General features: G+C 66.0%; 15 protein-coding genes. 5 read left to right on the forward strand and 10 right to left on the reverse strand.

Features of this window, described 5'->3' with window-relative positions:
- Positions 1-2: 2 nt before the first annotated feature.
- From HY058_21020 to HY058_21035, 4 genes are all read right to left on the reverse strand, one after another.
- Positions 3-920, reverse strand: a complete 918-nt coding sequence (locus HY058_21020; GenBank protein MBI3499787.1) for an ABC transporter permease — start codon at positions 918-920, stop codon at positions 3-5.
- 59 nt (positions 921-979) lie between these two features.
- Positions 980-2,107: an aminopeptidase P family protein gene (locus HY058_21025; GenBank protein MBI3499788.1), complete on the reverse strand. Its 1,128-nt coding sequence runs from the start codon at positions 2,105-2,107 to the stop codon at positions 980-982.
- A gap of 67 nt (positions 2,108-2,174) precedes the next feature.
- Positions 2,175-3,695 carry a hypothetical protein gene (locus HY058_21030; protein ID MBI3499789.1) on the reverse strand — a complete coding sequence of 507 codons (1,521 nt, stop codon included), beginning with the start codon at positions 3,693-3,695 and terminating at the stop codon, positions 2,175-2,177.
- A 121-nt stretch (positions 3,696-3,816) separates the two neighbouring features.
- Positions 3,817-4,839: an LLM class flavin-dependent oxidoreductase gene (locus HY058_21035; protein ID MBI3499790.1), complete on the reverse strand. Its 1,023-nt coding sequence runs from the start codon at positions 4,837-4,839 to the stop codon at positions 3,817-3,819.
- A 207-nt stretch (positions 4,840-5,046) separates the two neighbouring features.
- On the opposite strand from HY058_21035, the gene HY058_21040 reads away from it, so the two are divergent.
- Together HY058_21040 and HY058_21045 are read left to right on the forward strand one after the other, a co-directional pair.
- Complete coding sequence (locus HY058_21040) at positions 5,047-5,946, forward strand: UPF0104 family protein (GenBank protein MBI3499791.1); 900 nt, start codon at positions 5,047-5,049, stop codon at positions 5,944-5,946.
- Entirely contained in the window at positions 5,943-7,013 is a 1,071-nt protein-coding gene (locus HY058_21045) for a dienelactone hydrolase family protein (GenBank protein MBI3499792.1), read from the forward strand. Before HY058_21040 ends, HY058_21045 begins: the two co-directional genes overlap by 4 nt.
- Positions 7,014-7,184: 171 nt before the next feature.
- Here the strand turns inward: HY058_21045 and HY058_21050 are convergent, their stop codons facing one another.
- The 3 genes from HY058_21050 to HY058_21060 all read right to left on the reverse strand — a co-directional run bounded on the left by HY058_21050 (position 7,185) and on the right by HY058_21060 (position 11,322).
- On the reverse strand, positions 7,185-8,786 hold the full coding sequence (locus HY058_21050; GenBank protein MBI3499793.1) for a beta-lactamase family protein: 1,602 nt from the start codon (positions 8,784-8,786) through the stop codon (positions 7,185-7,187).
- Positions 8,787-8,847: 61 nt separating this feature from the next.
- Complete coding sequence (locus tag HY058_21055; protein MBI3499794.1) at positions 8,848-10,653, reverse strand: S9 family peptidase; 1,806 nt, start codon at positions 10,651-10,653, stop codon at positions 8,848-8,850.
- Between the two features lie 102 nt (positions 10,654-10,755).
- Positions 10,756-11,322: a TetR family transcriptional regulator gene (locus HY058_21060; GenBank protein MBI3499795.1), complete on the reverse strand. Its 567-nt coding sequence runs from the start codon at positions 11,320-11,322 to the stop codon at positions 10,756-10,758.
- Positions 11,323-11,481: 159 nt separating this feature from the next.
- On the opposite strand from HY058_21060, the gene HY058_21065 reads away from it, so the two are divergent.
- Positions 11,482-12,081, forward strand: a complete 600-nt coding sequence (locus HY058_21065) for a pyridoxamine 5'-phosphate oxidase family protein (GenBank protein MBI3499796.1) — start codon at positions 11,482-11,484, stop codon at positions 12,079-12,081.
- Positions 12,082-12,084: 3 nt separating this feature from the next.
- Here HY058_21065 and HY058_21070 read toward each other — a convergent pair whose 3' ends face one another.
- Positions 12,085-13,605, reverse strand: a complete 1,521-nt coding sequence (locus HY058_21070) for a DHA2 family efflux MFS transporter permease subunit (protein ID MBI3499797.1) — start codon at positions 13,603-13,605, stop codon at positions 12,085-12,087.
- 286 nt (positions 13,606-13,891) lie between these two features.
- Here HY058_21070 and HY058_21075 point away from each other — a divergent pair, with 286 nt between their 5' ends.
- Entirely contained in the window at positions 13,892-15,124 is a 1,233-nt protein-coding gene (locus HY058_21075) for a hypothetical protein (GenBank protein ID MBI3499798.1), read from the forward strand.
- On the opposite strand, the gene HY058_21080 is transcribed toward HY058_21075, so the two are convergent.
- Complete coding sequence (locus tag HY058_21080) at positions 15,114-15,452, reverse strand: helix-turn-helix transcriptional regulator (GenBank protein ID MBI3499799.1); 339 nt, start codon at positions 15,450-15,452, stop codon at positions 15,114-15,116. The genes HY058_21075 and HY058_21080 overlap by 11 nt on opposite strands.
- Before the next feature lie 96 nt (positions 15,453-15,548).
- Between HY058_21080 and HY058_21085 the strand changes: the two genes are divergently transcribed.
- Entirely contained in the window at positions 15,549-16,535 is a 987-nt protein-coding gene (locus HY058_21085; protein MBI3499800.1) for a cation transporter, read from the forward strand.
- Here HY058_21085 and HY058_21090 read toward each other — a convergent pair.
- Complete coding sequence (locus HY058_21090; GenBank protein MBI3499801.1) at positions 16,532-17,110, reverse strand: TMEM165/GDT1 family protein; 579 nt, start codon at positions 17,108-17,110, stop codon at positions 16,532-16,534. The two genes, HY058_21085 and HY058_21090, sit on opposite strands and share 4 nt — an antisense overlap.
- Positions 17,111-17,376 lie beyond the last annotated feature (266 nt).

Consider the following 17,376-nt stretch of genomic DNA (forward strand, 5'->3'; position numbering starts at 1 on the left):
GCTCAGGCCAGCCTTATGCGCGGATCGATGCGGGATTGCACGACGTCGACGGCAAGATTGGCGAGCACGATGGCGATGCTCACCACGAACACCCCCGCCGCCACGACGGGAACATCACGTTGGAAGATGCTGCCGATCACCAGGCGGCCGATTCCGGGCCAGGCGAAGATGCTCTCGGTGATGATCGAGCCGCCCATGAGCCGGCCGATCTGCAGACCGAGAAGGCTCAAGACCGGATTGAGGGCGTTGGGAAGCGCGTGACGCAGCAGGACCCGCGCCTCGGAGGCGCCTTTGGCCCTGGCGGTGGCGACGTATTGCTCGCCCATCGTCTCCAACAGGCTGGTGCGGGTGATCAGCACGAAGTTGGGCAAGAGGAAGGTGGCGAGCGTGACCGCCGGCAGCACGAGATGGGCCGGAGTGCCGATGCCCGAGGTCGGAAGCCATTGCAGGTCGAGAGCGAAAACCTCGATCAGGAGGATTCCCAGCCAGAAGCTCGGCATCGACTGACCGGCGACGGCGAGCCCGGAGAGCGCGAAGTCGGCCCAGCCATCCTGCCACCGGGCGCAGACGATGCCGGCGACGACGCCGAGGACGACCGCGAGCACCAGAGCCGCCGCGACGAGCAGGATCGTGGCATCGAGCCGGTCGAGGACGATCGGCAAGGCCGCGCTGCCGAATTGCAGCGAGACGCCGAAGTCGCCCTGCAGCACGTCGGCCAGGAACAGCGCGAACTGAACCGGCAGCGGCCGATCGAGGTGGAGGCGCTCGACCAGGAGCGCGCGCTGGTCCGGCGTGCTGTTGATGTCGAGATAGATCTCAACCGGATCGCCGGTCACGCGCAGGAGAAGGAAGCTCACCATCAGCACGAGGAACAGCGATACCGGCACCGTCAGCACCCGGCGCGCCACGTAGGCGAGCACGGCTCAGCCTCGCCGTCCGGCAAGGCGTGCGTCGCGGCCTGGCATCGAACGAGGCCGCTTCAGACGACGAAGATCTCTTCGTTGTCGAAGAATGTCGAATGCACGATCGGGGTGCCCTGGGTGATTTCCACCAGATCCTCCATATGCAGCCCCTTCTTGCCGACCCAACGCACCCGGGTCTCGACCGTCGACATCATTCCCGGCTCATAGGCCAGCGTCTCGTGCGGGCTGATGATCGGATGCTCGTGCACCTGCAGGCCGATGGAATGGCCGTTATGCGCATAAGGGAACGGAATGCCGGCCTGCTCGTGCGCCTTGGTGGCGGCATCGAAAAGCTGGCGGCCGGTATTGCCCGGCCGCAGCATGTCGATGATCCGGTGGTGGATGTCGCGGAGCTTCCTCCAGGTCTCCTTCTCCTCCGCGCTCGGCTTGCCGACCTTCGCCGTGCGGCCGACATTGGAATAGTACTCGCGGTAGAATCCGCCGGAATCCGCCTTGACGATGTCGCCCTTCTGCACGCGGTAGTCGCCCGGCGTCATGTGCGGAAACCCGGTATTGGGGCCGGCATTGATATGGTTGAAGGCGATGGCGTCGGCGCCGGAGCGCATGATCTCCAGCGCCAGCCGCTCGGCCAGGCTCTTCTCGGTCTCGCCCACCTGCACCGTGGCATAGGTCGCCATCATCGCCTTCTCGGTGCCGCGAAACCCTTGGGCCAGAATCTCCATCTCTTTCGCCGTCTTGAACATGCGCACGCGCCGGAAGACCGGCTCGGCCGCCCCGATCCTGAGCTCGGGCAATGCCTGGGCGAGCTGGTTGTAGTACTTGGCCGGCAGATATTCCGTCTCGATCGCGACATGGCCGCGTTCGAGCTTGAGCTCCTTCAGGGTATCGACGAGCAGATCGATCGGCTGGGTGACGAACTCCTTGTAGTCGCGAACGTCCTGGATCCAGGATTCGCGCTGCACATAGCCGGTCTCCACCTTGCAGATGACGTAGACCGGCTCGCGACCCTTGGCCCAGACGATCATCGCCAGGCGGTCGCGGATGCTGGTCTGGGTCGAGATGACCACGTCGCCGACGTAGCGGACATTCTCGGGCGAAACGGCGATCACCGCATCGAACTCGCTCTTCTCGATCGCGCGGCGCATGCCTGCCATGTCGCCCATCGCGTCTTCCATCTTCTTCATCGCAGGGTGCCTCCTTGCGGTCGGCTGCAGGGCCGCCGCGCGTTGCATGACTGGTGTTCGGCCGGGCTCACGGAATCGACGCCTGGCTCAGCCTGAGGATCTTGTCCGAGGGCGACTGAAAGCCGGTGAGCTTCGCGCTGACGCCGTAGACGCTGGGCAACCCGAACAGAAACACCGCCGGATTCTCCTCGTGCAGAATTGCCATCATGCGTTGATAGGCGGCGAGCCGCTTCGCCTGATCCACCGTGGTCCGCGCCTCGAGGAAGAGCTTTTCGTATTCCGTATTGACCCAGACGCTGCGCTGGCTGTCCTTGGTGAACCACACGGCGGCGAAGTCGGCGTCGCCGACGCTGTACCAGCCGACCATGTGGACCGGCCCCATGTCCTGGGCGCTTGCCATCTTGGTGAACACCCCACCCTCGACGACGTTGACCTGCGCCATCACGCCGACCTGGCCCAGCATGCCGGCGACGGCGTTGCAGATGTCGACGTCCGAGAGGTACTTGCCCGAGCGCGTGGTGAGCGAGGTGGCGAACCCGTTGGGATAGCCCGCCTCGGCCAGGAGCGCCTTCGCCTTTGCCGGGTCATAGGCCCGGGCCTGGACGGTGGGGTTGAAGCCGAAGGTGTTCGAGGTCAAGAGCTGGCCCTGCAGCAGCGAGCCGGTGCCGCCCAGCATCTGCTTCAGGATGAGCGGCTTGTCGATGGCGTAGTCCATCGCCAGCCGAACCTTCGGGTTGTCGAAGGGGGGCTTGCGCACATCCATGGTGAGGATGAGGCCGACCGTGGATTCGACCGCGGCGATCTTCGCGTTGCTGCCCTTCTGCTCGACCCGCGGAATGAGATCGATGGGCACTTCCTCGACGATCTGCGCTTCGCCTGCGAGCAAGGCCGCGACCCGCGTGGTCGGCTCGGGGATTTGGCGGATCACGACCCGGTCCACCTTGGGCGCGCCCGCCCAGTAGCTCCTGTTGGCGACGAGCTCATAGCGATCTCCCGGAACCCAGCGTTGGAACTGGAAGGGACCGGTGCCGAGAGGATGCTTGGCCACGCCGTCCGCGCCGACCTTCTCAAAATAGTGCTTCGGCTCGATCGGGATGTCGCCCAGCCCGTTGACCAGCGTCGGGAACGGCCCCTTGGTCGAAATGTCGATCGTCTTGGCATCGACGACACGGGTCGCAGCGACCTCGCCGATGCGGCTGCGCGAGCCGTAGACCGTCTTTGGATCCATGATCCGATCGATGGTGAATTTGACGTCTTCGGCGGTGAAGGGCGCGCCGTCATGGAACTTGACACCTTGGCGAAGATGGAAGCGCCAGGTGGTAGCGTCGATGGCTTCCCAGCTCGTGGCCAAGCCCGGCTTGATGTTGCCGGCATCGTCGCGGAGCACGAGGGGATCCATGGTTTGATAGGAAAGGCTCAGCGAAGCGAAGCTGCTGATCCCCGTGCTCAAAGAGTCGGGAAACGTCGCCGCGCCGACGACCAGGGTCTTGTCCGCCGCGGCGGCGAGAGCCGGGGCCGCGAGCACGCCCACGACAGAGAGCAGAGAAACCAACCGCCTTGCGGTCTTGCGAGTGCGAGGTGACCACATCGCGCCTCTCCTTTTCGGCGAGTCCGGATCCGCGCGCTCCCAAGAGGGGAACGCCGGCCGCAAGTGTAGCGCCGGCAGGTGCGAGCCTGGCAAGGCAATTGCCGGAGCCCGATCGCCAATCTCAGGTCGAATCCGCTCCGCGCTCCAGCTGAAATGCCTCAGCCAGAAGCTCGTAGGAGCGCAGCCGCGCCTGGTGGTCGAAGCAGATCGAGACCACCACCACCTCCTCCACGCCATAGTCGGATGCCAGCGCCTCCAGGCCTTGCTTGACCCGCTCGGGCGAGCCGACGATCTGGCGGCGCCGGTGATGGGCGATGCGCCGCCGATCCTCCTCGGCGTAGGGATAGGCTTCCGCCTCCTCGACGGACGGGATCGGCCCGAGGATTCCCCGGTCGAGCCGGAGCCGCCAGAGATCCCGGCTGGTGGCGAGCCGCTCCGCCGCCGCGTCGCTCTCCGCCACCAGTACGAAGACGCCGATGCTGCCGGTCGGTTGCCGGAGCCAAGGCGAGGGGCGGAAGAATTTGCGGTAGGCCTGCATCACCTGGATGCCGCCATGCTCGGTGATGAAATGCGCAAACGAGAAGGCCGCGCCGAAATGCGCCGCATAGGCGGCACTTTGGTCGCTGGAGCCCAAGAGCCACAGCTCGGGCGCGCTCGGCCCCGCGGGCATGGCATGCACGCCGTGAAACGGGTGGTCGGCCGCGACCTCGTCTCTCAGAAACGCCTGCAGATCGGCGATCTGCTGGGGGAAATGCTCGATCGACAAGGCTCCCGGCCCATGCTGGAGCGCCATCGCCGTCCGCTGATCGCTGCCCGGGGCTCGGCCGATGCCGAGGTCGATGCGGCCGGGATAGAGCGCCTCCAGCACGCGGAAGGTCTCCGCCACCTTGAGCGCGCTGTAGTGGCTCAGCATGACGCCGCCCGAACCCACGCGAAGGTGGCGCGTCAGGGCGGCAATGCGCGTGATCAGGATTTCGGGCGCGGTGCCGGCGAGCCCGGCCGAGCTGTGGTGCTCCGCCACCCAATAGCGGCGATAGCCCAAGCGGTCGGCGAGTGCGGCCAGCTCCAAGGTCTCGGCGATGGCTTTGGCAGGCGTGCCGCCGGCGCGAATCGGCGACTGGTCGAGCACGCTCAAGGTGAGCATGGGTTAGGAGCCTGTCTGAGAAATGGACGTGGCCGCGAACGGAGGATGGGAGGTCGAAAGCCCGCCACCATAGCCGCCTCGCCGCCCGGGATAGAAGCGGCAAGTTTGGCTACGGCCTGGAACGCCGCCGTGGCAGGATGCGCCTCCTTCCGGCCGCCACGTTCCGGGACGACGATGCGCGCACACTTCTTCCGATGGCTCGGACCCGTGACCAGCCTCTTGTTGCTGGCGGCGGCGATTTGGGTGCTGCACCGGGCGCTGCAGAAGGTGGCGCTCGCCGATGTGATGGCGGCGGTAAGGTCGATCCCGCCCAACACCGTCGTGCTCGCATCGATCGCGAGCTGGCTCAGCTATGTGAGCCTCATCGGCTTCGACATCTTGGCGCTCCGCTACGTCAAGCAGCGACTCCCGCTCTGGCGGATGGCGCTCGCCGCCTTCGTCAGCCAGGGCACCAGCCATTCCCTGGGCTTCGCGCTGTTGACCGGCGGCGCCATCCGGCTGCGCATGTACACGGTCGCCGGCATCGGCGCCCTCGACGTCGCCCGCATCCTCGCCATCGTCGGCATGGCCTTCACCTTGGGTGCGGTGGTGGTGGCGGCGGTCACCTGTTTCCTGGAGCCGGACCGGGTGGCCGCGGTTACCCATTCGAGCGAGCCCATCGTGCTGGCGGCGGGTGCCTTCCTGTCGGCCGTGTATCTCCTCTATCTCTATTGGTGCGCCTACGACCGCCGCCCCTTGAGCTTCCGCGGCCAGACCATGCCGGCGCCCAGCATCGGCCTCACCCTCATGCAGACCGTGAACGGTGCGGTCGATCTGGCGCTGGCCGGGGCCACGCTCTATCTGCTCTTGCCCGAGCACAATGAATTCCATTATCCGGCGTTTCTCGGTATCTACGTCATCGCCTACTGCGCCGGGATCCTCAGCCACGTGCCGGGCGGGCTCGGGGTCTTCGAGGGCGTGGTCCTGCTGCTGATGCCGGAGATCCCGGTGGACGAGGTGATCGGCGCGGTGCTGGTCTACCGGGTCATCTACAATCTCTGGCCGCTCGCCGTCGCAGCGGCACTTCTCGGCGTCTATGAGATCTTCCATCGGCCCAGGCGACAATGACGCCGTTACGTTCGGCGCATATTGCCGTGCTCGTCGCCTTCGGTTGGCTCATCGCTGCCGCCGACGGCGGCCATGCCGCGGCCTTGCGGATCAAGGAGCCCTGGCCCGATCCGGCGGAGATTCTTAACGTCGAGATCGCCGATGTAAGCTTCCTGTCGACCAGCCCGTTCAGTCCCTACGATCTCGGCCGCGGCGGCGAGCGCGAGCCGGCGACGACGGCCTTGGCGCGGCTCTATCTGCCGGCGGCCCGGCGCGAGGCAAGGAGCCTGCCGGCGGTGGTGATGCTGCACGGAGCGGGCGGTCTCGTGCCCGGGCGGAGCGACATTTACGGCCCGCAACTGGCATCCATGGGGGTTGCGGCGTTGGCGATCGACACCTTCGGCTCGAGGCGTGAGCGCGGCACCGGCTTCAACGAGCGCATCATCAACATCACCGAGACCATGATGGTGGCCGACGCCTATGCCGGCCTTGCCTATCTCGCCGGCCGGAGCGAGATCGATCCGGCGCATGTGGCGCTCATCGGCTTCTCCTATGGCGGCATGGCGACGACCTACGCGCTCTATCGGCAGATCGCCGATCGTCTGGCACGCCCCGACCTGCGCTTCGTCGGCCATGTCGCCTTCTACGGGCCCTGCATCGCGCGCTTCGAGGACAGAAGGACGACCGGAGCCCCCCTGTTGATGCTCTATGGCAGCGACGATGAGATCATCGATGCCGGGCGATGCGCCGACGTCGCGAGCGACCTCATCGCCGGCGGCAGCGCGGTCGAGCGCATCAGCTATCTAGGCGCCGTGCACCAATGGGATGGCCACCTGCCGCGTCGGCTCATCGGCCGCAACCTCGCCGATTGCGACTTTGCGGTGGAGACGGACGGCACCGTGCGCGACAACCTGACCCATCTGCCGATGTCGGGCCCGTTCTCACGCAAGATCGAGCTCGGGCTGTGCACCTACAGCAAGCCCTATCCGATCGGCCGCGACGATCATATCCGCCAGCTCTCCAACCAGGACCTCGGCCGTTTCCTCGAGCGCGTATTCGCCGAGCCGCAGCGGGCAGTCGCGAATTGATGACGTCATCATCGTAAATCGTCATGCCCGGGGAGGTTCAAGGAGGGGGTGTTCCTCACCCCTTCCTAATGTCCACCTTCGACTTGTTCCGGGCATCCACGTTCTTCAGCGGCTCGATGGAAGACGTGGATACGCGGGTCAAGCCCGCGCATGACGAATAATTGTGCTGTCTTAGCCCTTGCGCCGCTCCAACCTCAGATTGGAGATGCGGCCGAAGTTGACGACGAGGGAGACCGTCTTGCCGTCCGGTCCACGCTGAAACCTGATCGTCCCCATCTGCGTCTTGTTGAGATAGGGCACGCCGAAGGCGAACATGTCGGCAAATAGCGGGGACAGCGTGTTGGCGGCCGTTCTGGGATAGAGGCGCTCGAGCCGGAGGGCGATGCCCTCGCCCGAGGTCTCGACCCGATAGGCGAAGGGAAGGTCGGGCCCGGCATAGAGACCGACATAGTCCTTCAGCTTCGCCGGCGGCGCGGCGACGGGCTGGGCGGCCTCGAAGGTGAGGCGCTGACCGCCATCGAGGGTGGCCTCGATCCGGCTCGGCCGCCCGGAATCGAAATGGGCAAGGGTGAAGCCTAGGGGATGCGGACCGACCAGGGTCTCGAAGCGATCGGCGCTCACCTGCTCCAGACCGAAGCTATAGTCGACGACCTCGGCCAAAGGCATGTCGCCATCGGCCGAGAGCGTCAGCGTGTGGCCTTCGGCGCGGTCGTAGTAGCGGCCCGCAAGGCTTGCCGCCGGCGCTGGCCGGGCGATGCGGCGGGGCGGGGTCAAGCGCTCGCCCAAGATGAGATCGGCGATCGCGCGCGTGGCGAAGGTCGGACGGAAATCCTCGCGATTGCCCATGACGATGATGCCGAGATCGACATCGGGGAAGCGGCACAGCTCGAGCTTGTAGCCGGGAAGCCCGCCGCCATGCATCCATAGGCGCTGGCCGCGATAATCGAGCACGCGGAGCCCCATCGCATAGCCGATGCGTTCGCCCGTCCGCAAGACCGCCCTCGTCGCTAGGCGCTGATGGAGGTCTTTGGGCAGGAGCCGGTTGTTGCGGTAGTTCTCGTGCCAGACGAGGAGATCGTCCAAGCTGGCCAGGATGCCGCCATCGCCGCTCAAGGCGATGCCGACGACGTCCTTGCGGAAGCCGCCGCCATCGGGCGAATAGGGCCGCGCCAGGTCGGGCGCCAGCTCCAGATTGTCGTCTGCGAGCCGGGATGATTGCATGGCGAGCGGCCTGAAGATGCGATCGGTGAGATAACTGCGGAAGCTCTGGCCGGAGAGGCGCTCGATGACGATCGAGAGCAGCATCCAGTTCGAGTTGCAGTAACGGAAGCGGTCCGCCGGCGGGAAATCGAGAGTCTTCTGCCGCGTCACCAGATCGAAGAGCTGGTCGCGGCTGGTGGGCGCATCCAGCGGGATGCCGGAAAGCGCTAGGAGCGTGAGTTCGTCCCTGAGCCCGCTCGTATTGTTGAGGAGGTGGCGAAGCGTCAGGCGTTCCGAGAAGCGCTGCAGCTCGGGAATGTGCTTCTGCACCTCATCATCGAGCGAAAGCTTTCCGGCCGCCTCGAGCATGACGACCAAGGTCGCGGTGAACTGCTTGGTGATCGAGCAGATGTAAAACGGCGAGGTGGGCGCGATCTTCTGGCGATGCTCGAGATCGGCCAGTCCATAGCAGGCCTTGTGCACGACCTTGCCCTGGTCGATGACGGCGACCGCCGCACCCGGTTCACGGTCGCCGCGCCAGCGGGAGAAGATCTCATCGATCTTGGCGATCATGGCGTTCTCTCAGGCAAGTCTGCCGACCTGAATCTGGAATTCGTGGCCAGGAATTTCAGATTCACGACACGAGGAGATGCTTGTCGAGAAACCCCGCAACCCGGCTATAGACCGTGATGCGGTTCTTGAGCTTGACGAAGCCATGGCCCTCATCGGGAAAGGTCAGGTACTCGACCGGTCGGTTGCGGTTCTTCAAGCCCGCCACCACCTGCTCGCTCTCCGAGGGCGGCACCCTTGGGTCGGTCAAACCCTGGGCGACGAAGAGCGGCGCCAGAATTCGGTCGATATGGTTTATCGGCGAGATCTCGGTCAAGAAGTCGCGGTCGCGATTGAGATCGCCATACTCGGCCGAGCGGTGCTTGCGCCGCCAGGGACCGGTGGTCTGCAGCATGGTGATGAAATTCGCCACACCGTAGAACTCGACGCCGGCCGCCCAGAGGTCGGGAAAGCGCGTGACCGCCGCCAGCACCATGAACCCGCCATAGCTGCCGCCCATGACGGCGATGCGCTTGGCTTGAGCGATCTGCGCCTCGACCAGGTAGCGATGCGCATAGGCCAGGTCGGTCACGCTGTCTGGCCTGAGCCGGATATCATCGAGGCCGGCATAGTGGCGGCCATAGCCGGTCGAGCCCCGGACATTGGTCGCCAGCACGACAAAGCCGCGATGCACGAGGTATTGAATCTCCGGCTTCCAGTTCGGCAGATACTGGGCTTCGGGTCCGCCATGGACAAAGATGACCGCGCCGCGCCCGGCCCTGGGCGCCGGACCCGACGGGCGATAGAGCAAAGCCGGGATCATTCGGCCGTCGAAGCTCTTGAAGCGTACCACCTCCGGCTCGACCGTCGCCGCTTGGTCGAGCCCGGCGCGGTCGCTGTTGGTCACCTGGCGAACCGTGCCGGATGCCAGATCGTAGAGATGGATGTTCGCGTTGTGGGTCGAGCCGTTGAGGGTAAAGGCGATCTGGCCGCCATCGGGCGACCATTTCAGCTCCTGGATCACGCCGGGCGCCGGCAGCTTGACCGTCCGCTCGCCGCCGCCGGCGATGTCGCGGATGGTGAGATCGCCGAAACCATCGATGTTGGTCACCAGCGCCAGCCGCTTCTCATCGGGCGACAGCTCGAGGATATCGATGTTCCAGCTGGGCGTGGCGATCCAATCGAGGGCACCGCGGCCGACGTCGAGAAAGGCGGCGCCGACGTGATCGCGACCTTGGTCGGTGGTGAGATAGAAGCCGCTGCCGTCCTTCTTCCAGCGCAGGTTGGCGTAGAACGCCTTGCCGTCGTAAGGGGTGAGCGGGGTTCGCTTGCCGCTGGCGATGTCGAGGCGGTGCAGCGCCAGATCGAGCGAGGCGCGATTCTCCTCGAGCACCAGCGCCCTTCCGTCAGGCCACCAAGCCTTGACGTTCCACCATCCCTCCGCCTCGAACACGCGTCGCTCGGTGCCGCTCTTCAGATCCATCACATAGGCATCGAAGTGGCCGGCATCGCGCGCATTGGAGACATAGGCGATGCGCTCGCCATCCGCCGACCAGCCGCCCCAGGCATGGATCGCCTTGGGATTGGATGTCAGCGCGCGGGCGTTCTGGCCCGCCTCGGGGATGAGATAGAACTGCTGGCGCTCGTCCCCGTCGGTGTCCATGCCGTAGATGAGGCTGCCGTCGACGGGCGAGGTCTCGACCATCGCGATCTTGTCGGCGTGCCGGGTGAGCGCCGTCGGCTCGCTGCCGTCCAGCGGTACCGACGCGAGCTGCGGGACGCCCGACGCATCCGACAAATAGAAGAGCCGTTTGCCGTCGCGGCTGAAGCGCGGCCAGATGGATGAGCGCACCTTGAGAAAGTCTTCGATCCCGTAGCGGCGCTCGGCCATGCGTGCTTCCTTCCCGGTCTCATGCTTGCCCATCGGGGCGCCGGAGCTTAGCCCACCGGCAGGTGGGAAGCGCAACCCCTTACCGGTCGCCGAAGCGCCGGCTCAGCCGAGCGCGCGATTGATCAGGATCTCGGCGGCGGCGCGGGCATCGCTCGCCGCAGACGCATCGCCGGCGACATGGGCGACGGCGATGGCGCCTTCCAGCAGCAGATTGAGGGCGCCGGCAACGGCATCCGGTTCGCGGGCCCCGGCCTCGGTCGCGAGCCGCTTCAAGAAGTCGCGGATGAGCCGCTTGTGCTCGGCCGCCGCCCGGTGAATGGGATCGCCGGCCTCATGGAACTCCGAAGCGGCGTTGACGAACATGCAGCCGCGGAACTCGCGGCTGGCGAACCAGACGGCGAGGATGTCGAAGACGACCAGGAGGCGCTCCCGGGGCGACCGTCCGCGGCGTTCGATCTCGCACATGAACCAGGTGCGGAACTTCTCGTCCCGGCGCTTGAGCGCCGCCAGGATGAGCTCGTCCTTCGATTTGAAGTGCTTGTAGAGCGTCATCTTGGCGACACCCGATTCGGCCAAGATGCGATCGATGCCCGTGGCGTGGAAGCCGTGGCGATAGAAGAGGTCCAGCGCCCGGTCCACCAGCTCCTCGCGCCGCGCCGATACTGCCATGCCCGCCTCCGAACCAACCGGTCTGTAGCACTATTAATATAGCTCGTGGACCTCGTGACCACTAGGCTTGGTCTCGATGCGCGCACCCCTTGAAGAACACCTTGTTGCATATTAAATAGACAGTCCTGTCTGTATATACACTATGCACAGGAGCTTGCCATGACGGAGATGCCGGAGCGCTTCGGCGATGTCGCCTTCAGCCCTGCCGTGCTGGCCCAGCAGGAGCGCCTGGGCTCGCGTGGGGTCAATCGCCGCGCCGCCGAGAAGCGCCCGCTCCGAGCCACGGTCACGCCTGTGCTGGCCGAGTTCTTGGCCTTGTGCCGTTCCTTCTATCTCGGCACCGCCGGCGCCGATGGTCAGCCCTATATCCAGCACCGGGGCGGACCGACAGGCTTCCTGAAGCCGCTCAGCGCGCGCCGTCTCGCATTCGCCGACTTTGCCGGGAACCGCCACTACATCACGCTCGGCCATCTCAGCGAAAACCCGCGCGCCTTCCTCTTCCTCATGGATTACGCGAACCAGCAGCGCATCAAGCTGTGGGGCACGGCCAGCGTCGTGGAGAACGATCCCGAGCTGCTGGCGCGCCTGGTCGACCCCGCCTACACGGCCAGGCCGGAGCGCGCCATCGTCTTCGAGATCGCCGAGTGGCACACGAATTGTCGCCAGCACATTCCCCGGCTCGTTGCCGCCGAAGAGGTGGACCAGCACATCGCCCGCCTCGAGCGCCGCATCGTCGAGCTGGAGCGGGCAGGAAAATAGCTCTCAGCGCGGAAGCGACGCGTCAGGCTCCGGGCCGGTTGGACTTCTTTCGGCGGCGACAGCGGGACCCAGAAGGAACAGCAGCAGCAGCGATGCCGCGAACAGGATGCCGACGAGGAGCCAGGCCTCGTTGAAGCTCGCGACCGCGGCGGCACGCTCGACCAAGGGAGCGACCACGGCTTTCGTCGCCTCGTCCACCGGACCCAGTGGCACGTTGTGGAAGCGGTCGGTCGGCAAACCGACCGCGAGCGCGGCCCTGGGATCGCCCGCCTGTAGGCGCTCTACGAACGTCGCCACGTGCACGGACGGACGCAGCTCGAGCACGGTGTCGATGAGAGCGATGCCGATGGCGCCGCCCAGATTGCGCATGAGGTTGAAGAGACCGCTCGCTTCCGCCATGTGGGAAGCCAGCTGCGCCGCCAGGGCGAGCGTCGTGGTCGGCAGGATGCAGAGCATCATCGCCACGCCGCGCAGAACCTGGGGCCAGAAGAGCCCGTCGAAGTCGGTCTCGTAGGTGGCGAAGCCGTTGACGATCATTCCGAGCGCGAACATGGCATAGCCAACGCCGGTCAAGAGGCGACAGTCGCTGCGGCGCTCGAGCCAGGCGGCGAAGGGTGCGGCGAGGAGCTGTGCTGCCCCGGTCACCAGCATGATCCGGCCGATCTCGAGCGCGGTGTGCTGGCGCACGAACGAAAGGAACAGGGGCAGGAGATAGACCGAGCCGTAGAGCCCCATGCCGAGGATGAAGCTGAAGAGGCATCCCGCGGCAAAGCGCAGCTCCTGAAGCAGCCTCAGATCGACCAGCGGATCCGGCTGCCTCAAGCTGCGGCGGATGAAGCTCATGCCGGTGGCAAGGCAGATGGCGATGAGCGCCAGCACCACGCCATCGGACCAGTTGCGCTTGGGCCCTTCCTTCAGCACGAGCTCGAGGCTGCCCAGGAACACCGCGAGCAAGAAGAGCGAGCGATAGTCGAGCCGCGCCAGCAGGTCCCACGCCGGCCGTTCGTGCTTAAGCAGCCGGAAGGCAAGCACCGCCACGATGAGACCCGGTCCGACATTGATGAGAAACAGCCAGTGCCAGGAATAGGTCTCGGTGATGTAGCCGCCCAAGGTCGGACCCAAGGTCGGCGCCAGCATGGCAACGACTCCGCCGATCGCCGTCGCCTTCGCCTGGGACCGGCGCGGAAACATGAGGAAGACCGAGGTGAATACGGTGGGGATCATCGAGCCGCCGCAAAAGCCTTGCACCGCGCGGAGGGCGATGAACGGACCGAAACCATGCACCAGCGCGCAACCGAGGCTGGCGGCGGTAAAGCCGAGCACGGCCACGACGAAGAGGCCCCTCAGCGACAAGAGACGCGTCAGCCATCCGGTGAGCGGTATGGCAATGACCTCGGCGATCAGATACGCCGTCTGCACCCAGCTCAAGAGGTTGGTCGGGATGTCGAGGCCGCGCTCGATGTCGGGCAAGGAGCTGGCGACGATCTGGATGTCGAGCACGGCCATGAACATGCCGGCGCACATGGCAAGAAAGCCCGCCCAGGTGGCGGGACCGACGGGGCGGCCATCGGGGGTGAACTCACTCATCAGCCTTCCAGAAACCGGCGTGGCAGGAAGAGGTGTAGTGCTCCTCGCGAGCGGAGTCTGGCCATTCTCATGCAAGTGGCATACTTGCCGCTCCAATGACGGGTTTGTCGATGGCCTCAAGCATGATCACAAAGTTGAGACCGGTCGGGAATAGGTCTCTCTCCCGACTGTTCGAATGAGCGAGTGGTAAGGCGGCGCCAGAATCAATCCGCGGGGAGGGAAGGTGATCTCGAAGCCTTGGCGGCAGTGCGGACCGGCGTTCCACCGCGCCGCATGCATTGGTCTGGCTCTCCTCGGCGCGCTCGGTCCGGGAGGGCCGGCCCGCGCATCGTTCCACACCTTTCAGATCGTCGAGCTCTTCTCCAACGCCGATGGAACCGTGCAGTTCGTCAAGCTGCGCGAGGCGTTCGGCTACAGCGGGCAGAACTTCCTGAGCGGCATCAGCCTCACCAGCACCAGCGCCGCGGGCCGCAAGGTCCTGACCTTCCCCTCGAACCTGCCGAGCTTCGCCACCGCCGGCAAATCGGTGCTGATCGCAACCCAAGCCTTCGCCAATTTGGGCCTGGTGGTTCCCGACTACGTGTTTCCCGCCGGGTTCCTCTCGACTGCCGGCGGCACGCTCGACTACGGCAGCGTCGACGTCGTCACCTATAGTGCCTTGCCCATAGACGGCTGCCAATCCGTTGGCCGCACCGGGGTCAAATCCGCCGCCACGCCCGCGAGTTTTTCCGGGGGCGCGAGCACGCTCTCCTGCCAGCGCCCGCAGAGCGGTTGGTGGTGGAATCCGGCCGAAGCCGGCCGTGGCTTCAGCTTGGAGGTGAATGCCCAGGGACGGATCTTCTTCTCGAGCTACCTTTACGCCGACGATGCCTCCTCACTCTGGCTCACCGCGAGCGGCGCCTTGGCGACGGCTGCGGCCTACCAGGGCACGCTCGACCAATACGGCAACGGACAAACCTTGGCCGGCCTCTATCAGCCGGCAACGCGTACGGGATCGCCCGGTGCGCTGACCGTCAGCTTTGCCACGCCAACGACCGGCGCGCTCACTTGGCCCGGCGGCAGCATGGCGATCCAGCGCTTCGACATCGTCGCGGGAGGCGCCGCCGCCGGCCCGGCCGCGGGCATGCCCGAGACCGGATGGTGGTGGAACGCAAGCGAGGGCGGCCGCGGTTTCTTCTTCGAGGTGCAGGGCACGACCATGTTCCTCTCCGGCTTCATGTATGACGCGGTCGGCCGCCCGGTCTGGTACACGAGCTTAGGCGCGATGACGGGAACCACGGTCTATCAGGGACGATTGCTGCAATATGCGGGCGGTCAGACCCTGACCGGCGCCTATCGGCCGCCCTCGACCTCGAGCGATGCGGGCGCGGTGAGCGTGCAGTTCAGCACCACCACGACGGCGAGCTTGACGCTCCCCAACGGTACGCGGATCCAGCTGACCCGCTTCACCTTTTGAGACGGTGAGGCGCCTTGCCGCGGCGCTGCCGGGTCCGCTCCGTTTTGGGCTCGGCCACGTGGGCAGCCATGTCGCGGATCACCTGGCGGACGTGATCGTCGGCTGCGGCATAGAAGACCTGCCGCCCCTGGCGCAGGGCCGTCAGCACCCTGGCGCCGCGCAAGAGACGCAAGTGATGGCTCACCAGCGAGGGCGAGAGCTTGGTTTCGGCCGCGATGTCGGAGACGCAGATCGGCCGGTCCAAGCAGGCGAGGATGATGCTGAGCCGGCTTGCATCCCCCATCAGCCGAAAGATCTCCGCCAGCGTCCGCAACGCCGCAGCGCTCATTGACAAGGGGGTCGGCACGGGTCAAATATCCAATACATGAATAGCTATTCATATAACGCTATAACATAGCGGTCAATCCCGGCGATGGGGATGCGGATGGCCAGGCCCGACCACGATCACGAGCACGCCCCTGCCCTTGGCAGCAACACCGGTGGCGCCCATGGGCATCGTCACCATCACCATGGGCATGGGCACGGGCCCTCGGGCAATCGCTTCGGCCGCGCCTTTGCCGTGGGTATCGCGCTCAACCTCGCCTTCGTCTTGGCCGAGGCCGGCTATGGTCTCGCCGCCAACTCCCTCGCGCTCATCGCCGATGCCGGCCACAATCTGAGCGACGTGCTCGGCCTCGGCCTGGCCTGGGGTGCTGCCAGCCTCTGTCAACGCCGCCCGACCCAGCGCTATACCTACGGTCTGCGCAGCACCACCATCCTGGCAGCACTCGCCAATGCGGTCATGCTGCTGGTGGTGACCGGCGGGATCGCCTGGGAATCGATCCAGCGCCTGATCCAGCCCGAGCCCGTCGCCGGCACCACCATGATCGTGGTGGCGCTGATCGGCATCGTGGTGAATGGGGTGACTGCGGCAATGTTCGCCTCGGGCAGGCGGCACGACCTCAACATCCGCAGTGCGTTTTGGCACATGGCGGCGGACGCGATGACCTCGCTCGGCGTGGCCGGCGCCGGCGTGCTCATTCTTTGGACGGGCTCGGAGCGCCTGGATGCGATCGTCGGTCTGGCGATCAGCGGCGTGATCGTGGTCGGCACCTGGTCCGTGCTCAGGGATTCGGTCGACCTGGCGCTGGACGCCGTGCCGCGCGGCATCGACGCCGGCGCGGTCCGCCTCTATCTCGCGGGCCTGCCCGGCGTGAGCGAGGTGCATGATCTTCACATCTGGGGCATGAGCACGACCGAGGTGGCGCTGACCGCGCATCTCGTCCGGCCCGAAGCCACGGTCGATGACGGGCTCCTGGCCGAGGTGGCGCATGAGCTCAAACATCGCTTCGGCATCGGCCATGCGACCCTGCAGATCGAGCTCGGCCACCCGGGCTATGTCTGCGCGCTCGCACCCGAGCACGTGGTCTAGCGTGGCTCGGCCGCCCCGGTCAGGGCACGGATGAGGAACCAGGCGCCGAGCGCCAGGAACAACAGCGCGGCGGCTTGATGGATCCGGCGGAGCGGTAGGCGATCAGCGAAGGCCTTGCCGAGAAAAACCACCGGCGCATTGGCGATCAGCATGCCGAGCGTGGTTCCGAGCACGACCTGGGTAAGCCCGCTACAGGCGGCCGCAAGAGCGGCGGTGGCGATCTGCGTCTTGTCGCCGATCTCGGCAATGAAGAAGGCGATGAGCGTCGCCAGGAACGCGCCGCGACGTCCCAGGCGCGGCATCGCCTCGAGCGTATCGGGCCGCAAGGTCCAGATCGCCATCGCCAACATGCTGGCGCCGACCAGCAGGTCGGCGATCGGCGGCGTCAGCACGAAGGCAAACCACTGGCCGAGGAGGCCGGCCGCGGCGTGATTGGCCAAGGTCGCCAACAGCACGCCCGCCAGGATCGGCCAGGGCTTGCGATAGTGGGCGGCGAGCACCAGAGACAGGAGCTGGGTGCGATCGCCGATCTCGGCGATCGCCACGCTCGAGAGCGAGACAAGGAAGGCTTCCATCGGAGGCTCCGGCCGAGCGGCATGACACAAAATTCCACTCCTTCCCTGCAGTCAGGAAGGCACGAACCGCTGGTCTCGCCATGCCCTTTCAGGCCCCGCGCGCCACGGCTCGTCGCCAGGTGTCTTGACGCGGCGGCCCGGCGATTGTGCCGGGCGGCTACTCCAGGGGGTGGGATTGGGGACGGGTGCGGATCACCCCTCCCCGACCCTCCCCGGGGGGGTGGGATTGGGGAGGGGTGAGAATCACCCCTCCCCGACCCTCCCCG

This window comes from Pseudomonadota bacterium (assembly GCA_016195085.1).
Classification (GTDB): domain Bacteria; phylum Pseudomonadota; class Alphaproteobacteria; order SHVZ01; family SHVZ01; genus JACQAG01.